We start from the raw sequence: 15029 nt of genomic DNA, 5'->3' as shown, positions 1-15029 counted from the left end.
AAACGTATACAAAAAGAAAAGACGTACAAACGCACGTCTTATACTTCTTCTATTTTCTCTACCTCTTCTACTTGCTCCACAAACTCTTCTGGTGTTTCAAACGTCATTTTACCAAGTTTTCCACCGCGAAGTTCACGAAGTACCAGTTCAGATGTTTTATCATAATCAATCATTCCGCCGCCCATTAAACAGCCTCTGTATTTTCCAATTGCATCAAATAACTCTACAATATCTTCTGGAATTTCATCTAAATTATATCGCTCTTTTAAACGTTCTGGATAGTGTTTCTCCATAAAACGTAATGCATAAACAGCTACATCTTGTAAATTTAAAATTGAATCTTTAATTGCACCCGTTGTCGCTAAACGAAGACCCACTAATTGATCTTCAAATTTAGGCCACAAAATACCTGGTGTATCTAACAGTTCCATTTCTTTCCCAACTTTAATCCATTGTTGAGCTGTTGTCACACCTGGACGATCTCCTGTTTTAGCAATGTTTTTCTTCGCCAATTTATTAATTAACGTAGATTTACCAACATTCGGTATACCGACAATTAAAGCACGAATTGCTCTCGGTCTAATCCCTTTCGCAACCATCTTATCAAACTTCTCTTTAACAAGCACTTTACAAGCCGCAGTAATTTCCTTCATACCTTGTCCAGCTTGTGCATTAATTGAAATTGCCATATGCCCTTTTTCTTTAAAATATGCAATCCATTCTTTCGTTAGACGATCATCTGCCATATCCGCTTTATTTAAAACAACAAGCCTTGGCTTATGTGTAATAATCTCATCAATCATCGGGTTTCGAGATGATAATGGTAATCGAGCATCTACAAGTTCAATTACAACATCAATTAATTTTAATTTTTCTGTTACTTGGCGTCTAGCCTTAGCCATATGCCCTGGAAACCATTGAATTACCATGTTGCCACCTTCTTTTTCATTTATTTCACAATACGTGCATCTTTTAACGGCCAATATAGCATATTGGCTTTACCAAGTACTTGATCCATTGAAATCGTACCAATCGAACGGCTATCTTTACTAAAACGACGATTATCCCCTAAAACAAATAATTGATCTTTTGGAACAGTTTTCTTTCCCGTCATTTCTTCAAGAGTAAAATCATATGTAAGCGGTCCATCAGCAAGCTGTTTTTTCTGCTTATCTAAATACGGCTCCTCATAAACCTTTCCGTTAACATATAGTTTGTCATTCCGATACTCTATTTCATCGCCTGGCAGGCCAATAATACGCTTAATATAATCTTTATCTTCCGTTGCGCGGAATACGATAATATCGAAGCGTTTTGGGTCTCCTATGTGATAACCAATTTTATTTACAATCATTCGATCTCGATCATGTAAAGTTGGCGCCATTGATACCCCATCTACGAGAATTGGTGCAAAGAAAAACTGTCTAATAACACCAGCTAATACAACAGCAATCAAAATTGCTTTGATCCATTCCCAAAGTGAACTCGTCTCTTTTTTCATGTATTTCCCCTCCACGGTTATGTAAGCTGCTCGTATTATACCAAAATTTTATATAGATTGGAAAAAGGGAGCTTGCGCATTTACAAGCTCCCATACATGTCTTATCGAATTTCTTTAATACGTGCTTTTTTACCGCGAAGGTTACGTAAGTAGTATAACTTAGCACGACGTACTTTACCACGGCGAAGTACTTCGATGTTCGCGATTCTTGGCGTGTGAACTGGGAATGTACGCTCAACACCTACACCGTAAGAAATCTTACGAACTGTGAATGTTTCACTGATTCCGCCACCACGACGTTTGATTACAACACCTTCGAAAAGCTGAATTCTTTCACGAGTTCCCTCAACTACTTTTACGTGTACACGTAAAGTGTCTCCAGGACGGAATGAAGGAAGGTCAGTTTTTAATTGGCCTTTTGTAATTTCTGCGATTAATTGTTGCATATTAAATTCTCTCCTTTAAACAGATGCTCTTATAAAGTCTTATTAAATTACAGCGGAACATCGTTAATACGGCTACTGATTTCAGTAGCACAAATGTTATAATAGCATATTGCTAGGACTGTTGCAATAGAAAATATATGAAGCCCTTATCGTTCTTCTTTAATCTGTTCCAACCATTTCTCTTCTTGCTTAGATAATTCTCTTTCTTCCAATAAATCCGGTCTACGTGTGTACGTACGACGCAAGGATTCTTTATGGCGCCATTCATCAATATTTTTATGATTTCCTGACATTAAAACATCTGGTACCTTCATACCACGAAAATCAGCAGGACGTGTATAATGTGGATGTTCCAATAACCCTGTACTAAACGAATCTTCCACTTGTGAAGCATGATTTCCTAGTACGCCTGGCAGGAGACGTACTACACTATCAGTAATAACCATAGAGGCTAATTCTCCACCTGTTAATACGTAGTCACCAATAGAAATCTCATCGGTTACGAGATGCTCACGAATTCGTTCATCATATCCTTCATAATGCCCACATACAAAGATTAAATGTTCTTCCTCTGCAAGCTCTTCCGCTTTCTTCTGAGTAAATCTTTCCCCTTGCGGACACATTAAGACAACTCTCGGCTTACGCTCTGTTTCTTTCGTTAAATCTTCCACCGCATCAAAAATAGGCTGAGGAGTAAGCACCATACCAGCACCTCCGCCGTAAGGGTAATCGTCTACACTATTATGCTTACTCGTTGTATAATCACGAAAGTTAACAACACGAAGGCTTACCGCTTCTTTTTCTTGCGCCTTCTTTAAGATGGAAGACCCAAATACACCGGTAAACATGTCTGGAAACAACGTTAAAATATCAATTTTCATTATAGTAGCCCTTCCATTACATGAATGGTTACTAATTTATTTTCAATATTAACTTGAAGTACAACATCATCAATGTAAGGAATTAAAAGATCTTGGCCCTTTGGACGTTTAATTACCCAAACATCATTTGCACCAGGAGATAGAATCTCTTTAATCGTTCCTAACGCTTCTCCTTCTTCCGTTACAACACTACAACCAATAATTTCATGGTAGTAGTATTCACCTTCAGCAAGTTCGCCTAACTGCTCTTCTGGTACTTTTATTAAAGAGCCTTTAAACTTTTCTGCTTCATCTACATTGTTGTATCCTTCAAATGTTAATAAATCAAATGTCTTATGTTGACGATGAGAAGTTACCTTCACCGGAAGGAAGTCTGTACTTTTCTCATTCGATATGTATAGAGTGTTTCCTACTTTATATCGCTCTTCCGGAAAATCAGTACGAGAAATAACACGAATTTCTCCTCTTACGCCATGAGTATTTACAATTTTCCCTACATTAAACCATTTTGTCATAAATAGTATGTCACCCCTGGTTTCTATATAAATTAAGCATCTCCATTTCACATATGGAACATGCAACTTCTCTTTAAATGTTAAAAAAGGGAGAGGATATAACTCCTCGCCCTTTTTACGTTTATTGAATTTCCAGTGTTACTTTTTCATCATTATGATGTCCCACTGAATACAAGAGCATTCGAATCGCTTTCGCAACTCTCCCTTGCTTACCAATGACTTTTCCAACATCCTCAGGATGTACAGTTAATCGATACTTTATCTCTCCGTTGTAAAGTTCCTGTGTAACTTTTACATCTTCAGGATGATCGACAAGAGGCTTGACAATCGTCTCGACTAACTTCTTCATAGTCATTGCCTCAATTACTTACCTTGTTTAGATAAGTGGAATTTCTCCATGATACCTTGGTTAGAGAATAAGTTACGAACTGTATCAGATGGTTTAGCACCGTTTCCTAACCATTTTAATGCTGCTTCTTCGTTGATCTTAACTTCAGCTGGTTGAGCAACCGGATTATAAGTACCGATTTCCTCAATGAAACGTCCGTCACGAGGAGAACGAGAATCTGCAACAACTACACGATAGAAAGGAGTTTTTTTAGCTCCCATACGTTTTAAACGAATTTTAACTGCCATTTTATAAAGCACCTCCGAATTTATTTCACACAGATAATTATATTAGCAAAAAGACTATTGCTTTGTAAAGTATTTTTTCTTAACAGAGCCATCTTTTTTTCTTACATGAATGGAAACTTCATTCCACCTAGTCCTTTTTTCTTACCTTTTTGCATTCCAGTCATCGTTTTCATCATTTTCTTCATATCATCGAATTGCTTGATTAGACGATTGATTTCTTGTACGGTTGTACCGCTACCTTTGGCAATGCGTTTTTTTCGACTAGCGTTAATTATTTCCGGTTGTTCACGTTCTAATTTAGTCATAGAACGAATAATTGCCTCAATATGCCCAATTTGCTTTTCATCAACTTGCGCATTTTTCAGCCCTTTAATTTTATTTGCACCAGGAAGCATCCCTAACAATTCGTCAAGTGGTCCAAGTTGACGCACTTGTCCAAGTTGTTCTAGGAAATCGTCAAGTGTAAACGAAAGCGTACGCATTTTTTGCTCAAGTTCTTTTGCTTTCTCTTCATCAACTGTAGCTTGCGCTTTTTCAATTAATGTTAAGACGTCGCCCATCCCTAAAATGCGGGATGCCATACGTTCTGGATGGAACGCTTCAATCGCATCTAGTTTTTCACCCATACCAGCAAATTTAATTGGTGTATTTGTTACAGCCTTAATAGATAATGCCGCACCACCGCGCGTATCACCATCTAGTTTCGTTAATACAACACCCGTTAACCCTAACTGATCATGGAAACTTTGTGCAACATTTACCGCGTCTTGTCCTGTCATCGCATCGACAACAAGGAAAATTTCATCCGGATTCGCAACTTCTTTCACTTTCGCTAATTCATCCATTAGTTCTTCATCAATATGCAGGCGACCTGCTGTATCGATTAAAACATAATCGTGATGATCTTCTTTTGCCTTTGCAATCGCTTGTTTCGCAATTTCAACAGGACTTACTTGATCTCCTAAAGAGAAAACAGGCATGTCCAATTGCTTCCCTAATGTTTCAAGCTGTTTAATCGCTGCTGGACGGTAAATATCCGCTGCAACAAGCATCGGTTTACGATTATGCTTTTTACGAAGCAAATTCGCAAGCTTACCTGTTGTCGTCGTTTTACCCGCACCTTGCAGACCAACCATCATTATAACAGTCGGTGGCTTATTAGCAACAGCAATTTTGCTTTGCTCTCCGCCCATAAGTTCTGTAAGTTCTTCCTGTACAACTTTAATTACTTGTTGTCCAGGTGTCAAACTTTTCATTACATCTTGTCCGACAGCACGCTCAGACACACGCTTTACAAAATCTTTTACTACTTTAAAGTTAACATCCGCTTCTAAAAGAGCTAGACGAACTTCTCTCATCATTTCTTTCACATCGGCTTCAGAAACTTTTCCTTTGCCGCGGATTTTTTGCATTGTCTGTTGAAGTCGGTCGGCTAATCCTTCAAATGCCATATTGCCGCCCTCCTAATCTAATTTTTCGATAGCTTCAACAACTTGTTTCATTTCTTCATTCACATGCTCTTCTTCGCTGATTAGCTGTTTTAGCTTTGCAACAAGTCGCTGTCGCTCTTGAAACTTTTGAAGTAATACTAATTTATCTTCATATTCTTCAAGCATCGCTTCAGTCCGTTTAATGTTATCATACACGGCTTGGCGACTTACATCAAATTCTTCCGCAATTTCACCAAGAGATAAATCATCTAGATAATAAAGCGACATATAACTTCTTTGTTTTTGCGTTAACAACGATTGATAAAAATCAAATAAATAGTTCATTCTCGTTGTTTTCTCGAGCATGTTGGATCATCCTTTGTTAAGTGATTTCCCTTTACATCAATTAGTTTACATGGAGTATAAAAGAGTGTCAAGTTTTTTTCTTAACATCACTTATTTTTTATAGAAAAAGAAGCGGTAATACCGCTTCTTTCATTTATACTTCTTCTGTTTCCACTAAATTTGCAAATAAACCATACACATATTGTTCTGGATCAAACTGCTGCAGATCATCCATTTGCTCTCCTAAGCCAACAAATTTCACCGGTACATCCATTTCGTTACGAATTGCTAATACGATACCACCTTTAGCAGTTCCATCTAACTTCGTTAAAACAATACCAGTAACATTCGTTGCTTCACGGAATGTTTTCGCTTGACTTAAACCGTTTTGACCTGTTGTTGCATCAATAACTAGTAACACTTCATGAGGAGCTCCTGGTACTTCACGCTCAATTACACGCTTCACTTTCTCTAACTCTTTCATTAAGTTCACCTTATTTTGCAAACGTCCTGCTGTATCACATAGTAATACATCTACTTTACGCGCTTTTGCAGCTTGTACAGCGTCATACATTACCGCTGCAGGGTCAGAACCAGACCCTTGTTTAATGACTTCTACACCAACGCGATCGCCCCATACTTCTAATTGTTCAATCGCGCCAGCACGGAACGTATCTCCTGCTGCCAATAGGACTGACTTACCTTCTGATTTAAATCTATGTGCCAGTTTACCAATTGTCGTCGTTTTCCCTACACCGTTAACACCTACAAATAAAACAACTGTTAATTGATCTTCTTGCATATTGATTTCATTACTAAAGTCGCTGTCACCTTTATAAATGCCAACTAACTTTTCCGAAATAACAGCTTGTACTTCTTTTGGGTCCTGAATATTTCGGCGCTGCACTTCTTCTTTCAACTGATCAATTAATTCCATTACAGTCGAAACCCCTACGTCTGCGCCGATTAAAATCTCTTCTAACTCTTCAAAGAAATCTTCATCCACTTTACGGTAACGATAGACTAAATCATTTACTTTATCCGCAAATGAATTTCTCGTTTTTTCCAATCCGTGTTTAAATTTCTCTGTTACTGTATCCGTTTGTTTTGAAATTTTTTCTTTAAGTTTTTTAAAAAAGCTCATGCTTCCCATCCTTCCTATTTACTCGCCACAAGTTCTTCCCCGTCATCTAAACGAACAGAAACAAGCTTAGATACACCTGATTCTTGCATCGTTACACCATACAATACATCAGACTCTTCCATTGTACCTTTCCTGTGTGTAATTACAATAAACTGCGTCTCATCACTAAATTTCTTTAAATATTGCGCAAAACGAGCAACATTCGCTTCGTCTAGAGCCGCTTCTACTTCGTCTAGTACACAGAATGGTACTGGGCGTACTTTTAAAATACCAAATAAAAGCGCTATTGCCGTTAAAGCACGTTCTCCACCTGACAGTAAACCTAAGTTCTGCAATTTCTTTCCTGGTGGTTGTGCAACAATATCAATACCAGTATTTAATATGTCTCCAGGATCCGTCATTACTAAATCCGCTCTACCGCCTCCGAATAATTCAGTAAATACAGATTGAAACTCCGTTCGAATCCCTTCAAAAGTAGTGGAAAAACGTTTTTTCATTTCTTCATCCATCTCAGTAATAAGTTGGTGCAATGTCGCTTTCGCTTCTTCTAAATCATCTCGTTGCTCTAGTAAGAACGTATGACGTTCCGCTACTCGCTCGTATTCATCAATTGCACCCAAGTTTACTGTACCTAACTCTTCTATGGATAGTTTTATTAATTTCACCTTTTTACGCGCATCTTCTGCAGGCATCATCATTGTATACTTCAGTTTTGCTGCTTCAAATGAAATCGTATATGTTTCACGTAAATGTTGCAATCTATTTTCCAACTCAACATCAAGTCGGTTAATTTTCACTTCTTGATCTTTCAACAACTCAAGAATATATTTATGCTTGCCTAACGTTTCCTTCACATTGCGTTCTAAATGCTCCACTCTCTCTTGTAATGATACACGTTGTTCACGGCGAGAGCGAATTAATTCTGAAGTTTGATTACGATCATATGCTTTTTTCTCAATCATATTCGTAATTTGTTCTTCACCACTTGAATTAGATGTCATTTCTTGCTTTAAGAATGCTAAATCTTCTTTTGTTTTTACAAGTGTTGTATCAGTTTCTTCTTTTTCCTTCGTTAATCGTTCAACTTTTTCTTTTTGATTAGACAAACGTTGTTGTTGTTCAGCCGCTTGTACTTTCAGCTCAGTCATTTCCTTCTGAACTTTTTCTTTTGAAGAATGTTGCTCGCTTTTTTGTTTCGTTAACGCGACGATTTTGCTATCTAATTCCGAAATCTCTGCTTGAAGAGTTGCTAAAATCTTTTCTAACTCTCCTTTACGTCCTTGCATTTTCACTTGATCTTGTAAAAATCCTTCTATCTCTAAGTCGTATATAGATAAGCGATCATTAATTCGATGTTCTTCTAATTCTAATTGATTAATTTCTTCTCTTAATTTTTGTTCATCTACACGCTCAGTTTCTACACCTTGGCGTAGTTCGCGTATTTGTACTTCTTTTTCTTGAATCTCTTGCTTTACTGCTTTAACAAAGTTTTCTAGCTTCGTTGTTTTTTCTTCCATATCAGTGAGCTTTTTAGTCCATTCTTCAAGTTCACGCTGACGTCCTAATAAAGAAGATTTCGCCTGTTTTACAGCTCCACCAGTCATTGAACCCCCAGGATTCACTACGTCACCTTCAAGTGTTACAATACGATAGCGATATTGTAATTGTTTCGCTAATTCATTTGCACCGCGTAAATCTTTCGCAACAACAACTGTACCTAATAGGCTCGAAACGACATTCTCGTATTTATTATTGTACTGCACAAGTTCTGCCGCTACTCCTACAAACGATGGATGTTGATTCACAACACGTAACTGTTCAAATGATAACGATCTACTTTTAATAACAGCTTGCGGTAAAAACGTTGCACGTCCATGTTTATTCTGCTTTAAAAATGCAATTGCATTACGAGCATGTTCCTCTGTTTGTACAACGATATGCTGCATTGCTGCACCTAGAGCGATTTCCATTGCAACTTCATATTCTTTCGGTACCGTTAACAGTTCCGCAACAGCACCCTCGATACCTTGCAACCTATTTTCTCTAGCTTTCAATACTTCACGTACACCTTGGTAGAAACCAGAATAGTCCTCTTGCATCTCTTCTAGCATTTCTTTTCGTGAGCGCGCCTGTTGTACAAATTGATATGCTTGATACAGTTTTGTTTCATTTTCACTATACTGCGCCTTACATTTCCCAAGCGCCGCTTCTGTTTTCTGTATGTTCGAAATGATACCAGCTATTTTTTCTTTCACTTGTTCATAACTTTCAACAAGTTTCGTCTTTTTAGCTGTGATTTCCATACGCATTTCTACATATTTCGCATTCTCTTCATCAAGACGTTCATTTTTAGAGTTTTGCTGTTTAGACTGTTCTTCAATCATAGATAATTCATTACGCTGACTAGCTTGTTGATTTAAAAGTTCAATATAATCCCCTTTTAAATTTTCAATCTGTTCCTCTAAATTATCCGCAAAAGTTGCAAGCAGTTGTTCATTATCAAGCAAATTTCTCTCCAATTCTTTTACTTGATCTACAAATTGCATTAACACTTCTGTACTTGATTCAATTTCACCATCATAACTTTTAGCTTTTTCTGTCAATTCAACAATTAACTGTTCAAGTTGTGCACAATGCGTCGTAGCATTTTGCTTCCTCTCTTTTAACAGCTCACGTTGTCCTTCTAATTTTTCTAGCTCTTTGCTAGAAAGAAGAAGAACTTCTTGCAAGGAATCTACAGACTCATCTACCGCTTGTAATTGTCCACGTAATTCCTCAAGCTCTTCTTCACTTTTTTGTAAATGCGTTGACATTTTAGCTTCTTCGTTTTTATTATGCCCAAACTGACTTCGAAGCGCTTCCCATTTCTCATGCAATTCTTCAATTTCATGTACAATAAGCGCAGCTTCTACTTTCTCTAACTCTTCTTTTTTCTCGAGATAATCTTTCGCAATAGAAGCTTGTCTCTCTAACGGTTCTACTTGAATACTCAATTCATGAATAATATCTTGTACACGATTTAAGTTTTCTTGTGTATCCGCTAATTTCCCTTCAGCTTTCTTTTTACGAAGTTTGTATTTCAGCACACCTGCCGCTTCTTCAAATACACCGCGACGTTCTTCTGATTTACTACTTAAAATCTCTTCCACTTTCCCCTGACTAATAATTGAAAAGGCTTCTCTTCCCATGCCAGAGTCCATAAATAAATCGATAATGTCTTTCAATCTACAAGATTGTTTATTTATATAAAAGTCACTATCACCTGAACGAGATACACGGCGCGTTACACTCACCTCGTTATATTCAATCGGTAAACGTTGATCTTCATTATTTAAAGTTAATGTTACTTCAGCTACATTAACCGCTCTCCTCGTTTCACTACCGGCAAAAATAACATCCTCCATCTTTGCACCACGTAATGATTTTGCAGATTGTTCACCAAGTACCCAGCGAATTGCATCAGTAATATTACTTTTCCCGCTCCCATTAGGCCCTACTACAGACGTAACACCTGGAACAAAATCGACAGATACACGCTCAGCAAAAGATTTAAATCCTGCTATTTCTAATCTTTTTAAAAACACGAAAGGTCTTCCTCCTATTCTCCGTTGTTATATACGTTGTCTGTACGAAACCAAGCTATAATACGGATTTACTTTCCTTTCATTTATCTACAAAAGAAAAGTTTCATTCTATGCATAAGGAATCCCCCTATTCAAAGGGGGATTCCTTATAGTTGTTCTTTTAATTTTTTCAATGCTTCTGCAGCAGCTTGTTGCTCTGCTTCTTTTTTCGACTTACCACTACCAAGACCTAACGCTACATTATTTAATGTAACACGTGACACAAATTCTCGATTATGGGCTGGTCCTTTTTCTTGCAAAATTTGATACTCAATGTTGCCACTACCATCACGCTGGATCAATTCTTGCAATTGACTCTTATAATCCATCACATGAGAAAAAGCACCTTCATTAATTTTCGGATACACAATTTCTTTTAAGAATCCCCAAACTGTTTCTAGCCCTTGATCAAGATAAAGGGCACCAATAAACGCTTCAAAGACATCCGCTAATAAAGCTGGTCGTTCACGTCCACCTGTCATTTCTTCACCTTTCCCTAATAAAACAAGGCTTCCAAATGACAGCTCATTTGCAAAACGAACAAGAGATGGCTCACATACAATAGCTGCACGTAGTTTTGTTAACTCTCCTTCGCTCATTGTCGGATATTTTTGAAACAGATACTGCGATACAGTAAGTTCCAATACTGCATCTCCAAGAAATTCGAGACGCTCATTGTCTTCATGCGGTTTTTTTCGATGCTCATTCACATACGATGAATGCGTAAATGCTTGAGTCAATAATTTTTCATCTGTAAACGTAATACCTATCTTTTCTTGAAACACTTTAAACGCTTCACGATATTTTGTTTCGTATTTTTTTTCTCTATATTTTCGGTACGGCATAGGTCCCTCCAGATATAAGCCGAGAAAGCCCCGCTAAATAACGGGACTTCACTTAAGCATTATAGATGACTCTCTATGTAAGTCACAGCATCGCCAACAGTAGCAATCTTTTCAGCATCTTCATCAGAAATTTCCATTTCGAATTCATCTTCTAATTGCATTACAAGTTCTACTACATCTAGGGAGTCTGCGCCTAAATCTTCTTTAAAGCTTGCAGCTGGTACTACTTCAGTTTCTTCTACACCTAAACGATCAACGATGATTTTTGTTACACGCTCTAAAACATCTGCCATTCCATTCACCTCCCCTCAAATATTATATTAAATATTGTCTAAAAAAACTAGATGAAATCGATTCTTTTATTACATTACCATTCCGCCATCAACATTTAACGTTTGTCCTGTAACATATTTGCTTTGATCCGAAGCAAAAAACGTTACAGCATTCGCGATATCTTGCGCTTCACCAAACTGTGCAGCCGGAATAACTTTTAACATTTCACCTTTTATATTTTCATCTAATACGTCCGTCATATCAGTTGCAATAAATCCAGGAGCAATTGCATTTACAGTTATATTTCGACTTGCTAATTCTTTTGCTGATGTTTTTGTTAATCCAATTACACCAGCTTTAGCAGCAACATAATTAGCCTGCCCTGGATTTCCTACAACACCAACAACAGAAGCAATATTTATTATTCTACCATGACGTTGGCGCATCATATAACGAGATACTGCTTTTGTACATAAGAATACACCTTTTAAGTTTGTATTAATAACTGTATCCCATTCTTCTTCTTTCATACGCATTAATAAATTATCTTTTGTTACGCCAGCGTTATTTACAAGAATATCGACTTGTCCAAATGTATCTACTGTTTGTTTCACCATATTTGTAACATCTTCAGCATTTGCAACATCTGCTCTTACCGCAATTGCATCTGAACCTAATTTCTTGATTTCATCTACTACTTCATTCGCCTTTTGTTCATTACCAGCATAATTTACTACTACATTTGCCCCTTGTTTCGCTAAATCGATTGCAATCGCGCGACCAATTCCACGTGAAGCACCAGTTACTAATGCTACTTTCCCTTTTAACATCAGTTTTCTCCTCTCAAATTTGAAATGGTATCTTTTAATGTCGCTTCATCATATATGGCATATGCTTTCACTGATGAATCAATCGACTTCATAAGCCCAGCAAGTACTTTTCCAGGTCCAATTTCAATAAATATATCCACACCTTGTTTCACCATAGTTTCAATAGATGGGTACCATAAAACAGGTGAATACAGTTGTTCAATTAGCTTCTCTTGAATATCTGCACCACGTGTAATAACATCTGCTGTAACATTTGCTATAACAGGAATATTCGTATCCTGAATTGTAATTTCATTTAACACACTTTGAAACTTCTCAGCAGCTGGCTTCATAAGAGAGGAATGAAATGGTCCACTTACTTTAAGCGGAATTGCTCTTTTAGCACCATTTTCTTTCGCTCTTTGAGAAGCAAGTTCTACCCCTTGATTTGTTCCAGAAATTACAATTTGCTTCGTACTATTCATGTTTGCAATCTGTACTGCATACCCTTCACTTGTTACTTCTTCTGTAACTCGTTTCAACATATCTGGATCAGCACCTAAAATAGCTGCCATTGCCCCTTCCCCACCAGGAACGGCTTCTTCCATATATTCGCCACGTTTTCTTACAGCATATACAGCATCTTCAAAAGTTATAGCACCAGCTGCCACAAGAGCGCTATATTCACCTAAACTATGTCCTGCTACAAAATCAGGTGTAATGTCATACTCTTTCAAAGCTGTCAAAATAGCAAAACTCGTTGTTAATAATGCAGGTTGTGCATTTGTCGTTAATGTAAGCTTTTCCTGCGGCCCTTCAAAAATCACCTCTGAAAGTGAATCGTGTAACACCTCATCTGCTTTCGCAAACACTTTCGCAACCTCGTTATTATTCTCCGCTAACTGTCTACCCATTCCAACTGCCTGTGAACCTTGGCCCGGAAAAAGAAATGCTATTTTTCCCATTTCAAATCCTCCTCTTATTGAAGCGGCTCCTTCTCCATTACACTTGAAATTGTAGGAATTACTTCTTTCGCTACCATTTCTCTCGTTTGACGAATCGCACTAAATATCGATTGGTCATTTGAAGAACCGTGAGCCTTAATGACAGGAGCTTTCAATCCAAACAATGCCGCTCCTCCATACTCCGAATAATCCATTTTATCTTTTAATACCATAAGTTTTGGTTTTAATACCGCTGCTGCTAATTTGCTCGTAAACGAACTCATTAATTGCTCTTTTAACATAGAGAATAGCGCAAGTGCTGTTCCTTCTAGTGATTTTAGAGCTACGTTCCCTGTAAAACCATCACACACAACAACATCTGCTACACCTTGCAATAAATCTCTTGATTCAACGTTTCCAACAAAATTAATTGGTGCATCTTTGAGCATAGCAAAGACCTGTTTTGAAAGCTCGTTTCCTTTTCCATCCTCTGTTCCAACATTTAAAAGTCCAACACGAGGGTTTTTAATTCCTCTTACCTTCTCTGCGTAAACAGAACCCATCACTGCATATTGATATAAATGAACTGGTTTTGCATCAACGTTTGCTCCAACATCTAACATAACAAAACCTTCTCCATCAACAGTTGGCATTGTCGGTGATAAAGCTGGTCGTTCAATTCCTTCCATACGACCGACAACAAATAATCCTGCTGCCATTAAAGCCCCTGTACTACCTGCTGATATACAAGCATCTGCAATACCATCTTTCACTTGCTGCGCTGCTAGTACCATTGAAGCTTGTTTTTTTCGACGAACCGCCCTTACTGGTTCATCTGTCGATTCAATTTTTTCGTCTGTATGAAGGATAGTAATTCGCTCTTCACTCGTTAAGTATTGACGGATTTCTGCTTCTTTCCCTACTAACGTAATATGTAAATCTGAATATTCCTTAATAGCTTTCATTGCTCCTAATACTACAGCCTTTGGAGCGTGATCTCCGCCCATTGCATCTATTGCGATTTTCATAAGTTGTTACCTTCCTCACTATTATTACTAGATCGATACATTTCAAAAGTGCCTGTAAAAACAAGTTCTTCTCCAACAAAGCTACGCACTTTGACAACCGTCCGTCCTTTATCATTCTCTACATCTTCAACGCGCGCTTTTGCAACTACACGTTCTCCTAATTTTACAGGACGAATGTATCGAATGGTAGACTTTGCAGTTAAAGCTAATTCTTCATCAATAACTGCAACAGCTAGTGAGTTTGCTTGCGCAAACAAATGATGCCCACGAGCAATTTGATTTCTTTTAAATACATGTTCTACCTTTACTTCAAAGATAGATATCGCATGTCTATCTAATTCTATATCGATAATTTCTCCGACAACCTCTTCTAACGGTAAAGATTTCACATCTTCTTCATGTTGTTTTGTAGCCACATGCTTAATTCGTTCTCTCAATTCAGGAATAGATAACTCCATACGATCCAGACGAACAGTCTGTATGCTCACTTGAAATTTTTCTGCTAAATCTTCATCCGTTATAAAAGGATTCGTTTCTATTGTTTGTTGTAATAATTCTTGTCTTTCTTTTTTACTTCTTCTCTTTTTCATACCGCACCATCCATTTTTA

17 protein-coding genes are annotated in these 15029 nt (G+C 37.5%); all 17 read right to left on the bottom strand.

All coding sequences use genetic code 11. From position 1 onward, the window contains the following. Positions 1–38 precede the first annotated feature (38 nt). The gene (ylqF, locus tag ACS2MN_RS19125) at positions 39–929 is read right to left on the bottom strand and encodes a ribosome biogenesis GTPase YlqF (RefSeq protein ID WP_000236689.1); all 891 of its coding nucleotides are present in this window, start codon (positions 927–929) and stop codon (positions 39–41) included. Between the two features lie 20 nt (positions 930–949). Beyond that, on the bottom strand, positions 950–1501 hold the full coding sequence (gene lepB / locus ACS2MN_RS19120; protein ID WP_000712442.1) for a signal peptidase I: 552 nt from the start codon (positions 1499–1501) through the stop codon (positions 950–952). Positions 1502–1602: 101 nt separating this feature from the next. Then, entirely contained in the window at positions 1603–1947 is a 345-nt protein-coding gene (gene rplS / locus ACS2MN_RS19115; RefSeq protein WP_001186517.1) for a 50S ribosomal protein L19, read from the bottom strand. Positions 1948–2093: 146 nt separating this feature from the next. Continuing rightward, positions 2094–2828, bottom strand: a complete 735-nt coding sequence (gene trmD, locus ACS2MN_RS19110) for a tRNA (guanosine(37)-N1)-methyltransferase TrmD (protein WP_000686906.1) — start codon at positions 2826–2828, stop codon at positions 2094–2096. Beyond that, positions 2828–3343, bottom strand: coding sequence for a ribosome maturation factor RimM (gene rimM, locus ACS2MN_RS19105; RefSeq protein ID WP_000170280.1), 516 nt, complete (start codon positions 3341–3343; stop codon positions 2828–2830). Before rimM ends, trmD begins: the two co-directional genes overlap by 1 nt. A gap of 121 nt (positions 3344–3464) precedes the next feature. After that, entirely contained in the window at positions 3465–3692 is a 228-nt protein-coding gene (locus ACS2MN_RS19100) for a KH domain-containing protein (RefSeq protein ID WP_000737399.1), read from the bottom strand. Positions 3693–3706: 14 nt separating this feature from the next. Continuing rightward, the gene (gene rpsP / locus ACS2MN_RS19095) at positions 3707–3979 is read right to left on the bottom strand and encodes a 30S ribosomal protein S16 (protein WP_000268750.1); all 273 of its coding nucleotides are present in this window, start codon (positions 3977–3979) and stop codon (positions 3707–3709) included. A gap of 101 nt (positions 3980–4080) precedes the next feature. Beyond that, on the bottom strand, positions 4081–5430 hold the full coding sequence (gene ffh, locus ACS2MN_RS19090) for a signal recognition particle protein (protein WP_000863463.1): 1350 nt from the start codon (positions 5428–5430) through the stop codon (positions 4081–4083). A gap of 12 nt (positions 5431–5442) precedes the next feature. Beyond that, a complete protein-coding gene (locus tag ACS2MN_RS19085; protein ID WP_000891061.1) occupies positions 5443–5775 on the bottom strand; it encodes a putative DNA-binding protein in 333 nt (110 codons plus the stop codon). A 133-nt stretch (positions 5776–5908) separates the two neighbouring features. Next, a complete protein-coding gene (ftsY, locus tag ACS2MN_RS19080) occupies positions 5909–6898 on the bottom strand; it encodes a signal recognition particle-docking protein FtsY (RefSeq protein ID WP_000007643.1) in 990 nt (329 codons plus the stop codon). A 14-nt stretch (positions 6899–6912) separates the two neighbouring features. After that, the gene (gene smc, locus ACS2MN_RS19075) at positions 6913–10482 is read right to left on the bottom strand and encodes a chromosome segregation protein SMC (protein ID WP_087950650.1); all 3570 of its coding nucleotides are present in this window, start codon (positions 10480–10482) and stop codon (positions 6913–6915) included. Positions 10483–10628: 146 nt separating this feature from the next. After that, positions 10629–11366: a ribonuclease III gene (rncS, locus tag ACS2MN_RS19070; protein WP_001146877.1), complete on the bottom strand. Its 738-nt coding sequence runs from the start codon at positions 11364–11366 to the stop codon at positions 10629–10631. 59 nt (positions 11367–11425) lie between these two features. After that, on the bottom strand, positions 11426–11659 hold the full coding sequence (gene acpP, locus ACS2MN_RS19065) for an acyl carrier protein (RefSeq protein ID WP_000786062.1): 234 nt from the start codon (positions 11657–11659) through the stop codon (positions 11426–11428). A gap of 69 nt (positions 11660–11728) precedes the next feature. Beyond that, on the bottom strand, positions 11729–12469 hold the full coding sequence (fabG, locus tag ACS2MN_RS19060) for a 3-oxoacyl-[acyl-carrier-protein] reductase (RefSeq protein ID WP_000911780.1): 741 nt from the start codon (positions 12467–12469) through the stop codon (positions 11729–11731). Continuing rightward, on the bottom strand, positions 12469–13413 hold the full coding sequence (gene fabD / locus ACS2MN_RS19055; protein WP_000515915.1) for an ACP S-malonyltransferase: 945 nt from the start codon (positions 13411–13413) through the stop codon (positions 12469–12471). Before fabD ends, fabG begins: the two co-directional genes overlap by 1 nt. Positions 13414–13427: 14 nt before the next feature. Continuing rightward, entirely contained in the window at positions 13428–14420 is a 993-nt protein-coding gene (gene plsX, locus ACS2MN_RS19050; RefSeq protein WP_000684090.1) for a phosphate acyltransferase PlsX, read from the bottom strand. Beyond that, positions 14417–15010 (bottom strand): transcription factor FapR, encoded by a 594-nt coding sequence (gene fapR / locus ACS2MN_RS19045; protein WP_000747351.1) that lies wholly within the window; start codon positions 15008–15010, stop codon positions 14417–14419. The genes plsX and fapR overlap by 4 nt, the downstream gene beginning before the upstream one ends. Positions 15011–15029: the final 19 nt, after the last annotated feature.

Origin of the sequence: Bacillus cereus group sp. BceL062 (genome assembly GCF_051780025.1) — a bacterium.
Classification (GTDB): domain Bacteria; phylum Bacillota; class Bacilli; order Bacillales; family Bacillaceae_G; genus Bacillus_A; species Bacillus_A toyonensis.
This window is presented reverse-complemented; position numbering and strand designations above follow the sequence as displayed.

Coding starts and splice junctions, on each gene's coding strand:
- rimM (WP_000170280.1), bottom strand. CDS start 3,343: ATGACAAAATGGTTTAATGTAGGGAAAATTGTAAATACTCATGGCGTA.
- trmD (WP_000686906.1), bottom strand. CDS start 2,828: ATGAAAATTGATATTTTAACGTTGTTTCCAGACATGTTTACCGGTGTA.
- plsX (WP_000684090.1), bottom strand. CDS start 14,420: ATGAAAATCGCAATAGATGCAATGGGCGGAGATCACGCTCCAAAGGCT.
- ACS2MN_RS19085 (WP_000891061.1), bottom strand. CDS start 5,775: ATGCTCGAGAAAACAACGAGAATGAACTATTTATTTGATTTTTATCAA.
- rncS (WP_001146877.1), bottom strand. CDS start 11,366: ATGCCGTACCGAAAATATAGAGAAAAAAAATACGAAACAAAATATCGT.
- lepB (WP_000712442.1), bottom strand. CDS start 1,501: ATGAAAAAAGAGACGAGTTCACTTTGGGAATGGATCAAAGCAATTTTG.
- ylqF (WP_000236689.1), bottom strand. CDS start 929: ATGGTAATTCAATGGTTTCCAGGGCATATGGCTAAGGCTAGACGCCAA.
- ftsY (WP_000007643.1), bottom strand. CDS start 6,898: ATGAGCTTTTTTAAAAAACTTAAAGAAAAAATTTCAAAACAAACGGAT.
- rplS (WP_001186517.1), bottom strand. CDS start 1,947: ATGCAACAATTAATCGCAGAAATTACAAAAGGCCAATTAAAAACTGAC.
- rpsP (WP_000268750.1), bottom strand. CDS start 3,979: ATGGCAGTTAAAATTCGTTTAAAACGTATGGGAGCTAAAAAAACTCCT.
- fapR (WP_000747351.1), bottom strand. CDS start 15,010: ATGAAAAAGAGAAGAAGTAAAAAAGAAAGACAAGAATTATTACAACAA.
- acpP (WP_000786062.1), bottom strand. CDS start 11,659: ATGGCAGATGTTTTAGAGCGTGTAACAAAAATCATCGTTGATCGTTTA.
- ACS2MN_RS19100 (WP_000737399.1), bottom strand. CDS start 3,692: ATGAAGAAGTTAGTCGAGACGATTGTCAAGCCTCTTGTCGATCATCCT.
- fabG (WP_000911780.1), bottom strand. CDS start 12,469: ATGTTAAAAGGGAAAGTAGCATTAGTAACTGGTGCTTCACGTGGAATT.
- fabD (WP_000515915.1), bottom strand. CDS start 13,413: ATGGGAAAAATAGCATTTCTTTTTCCGGGCCAAGGTTCACAGGCAGTT.
- ffh (WP_000863463.1), bottom strand. CDS start 5,430: ATGGCATTTGAAGGATTAGCCGACCGACTTCAACAGACAATGCAAAAA.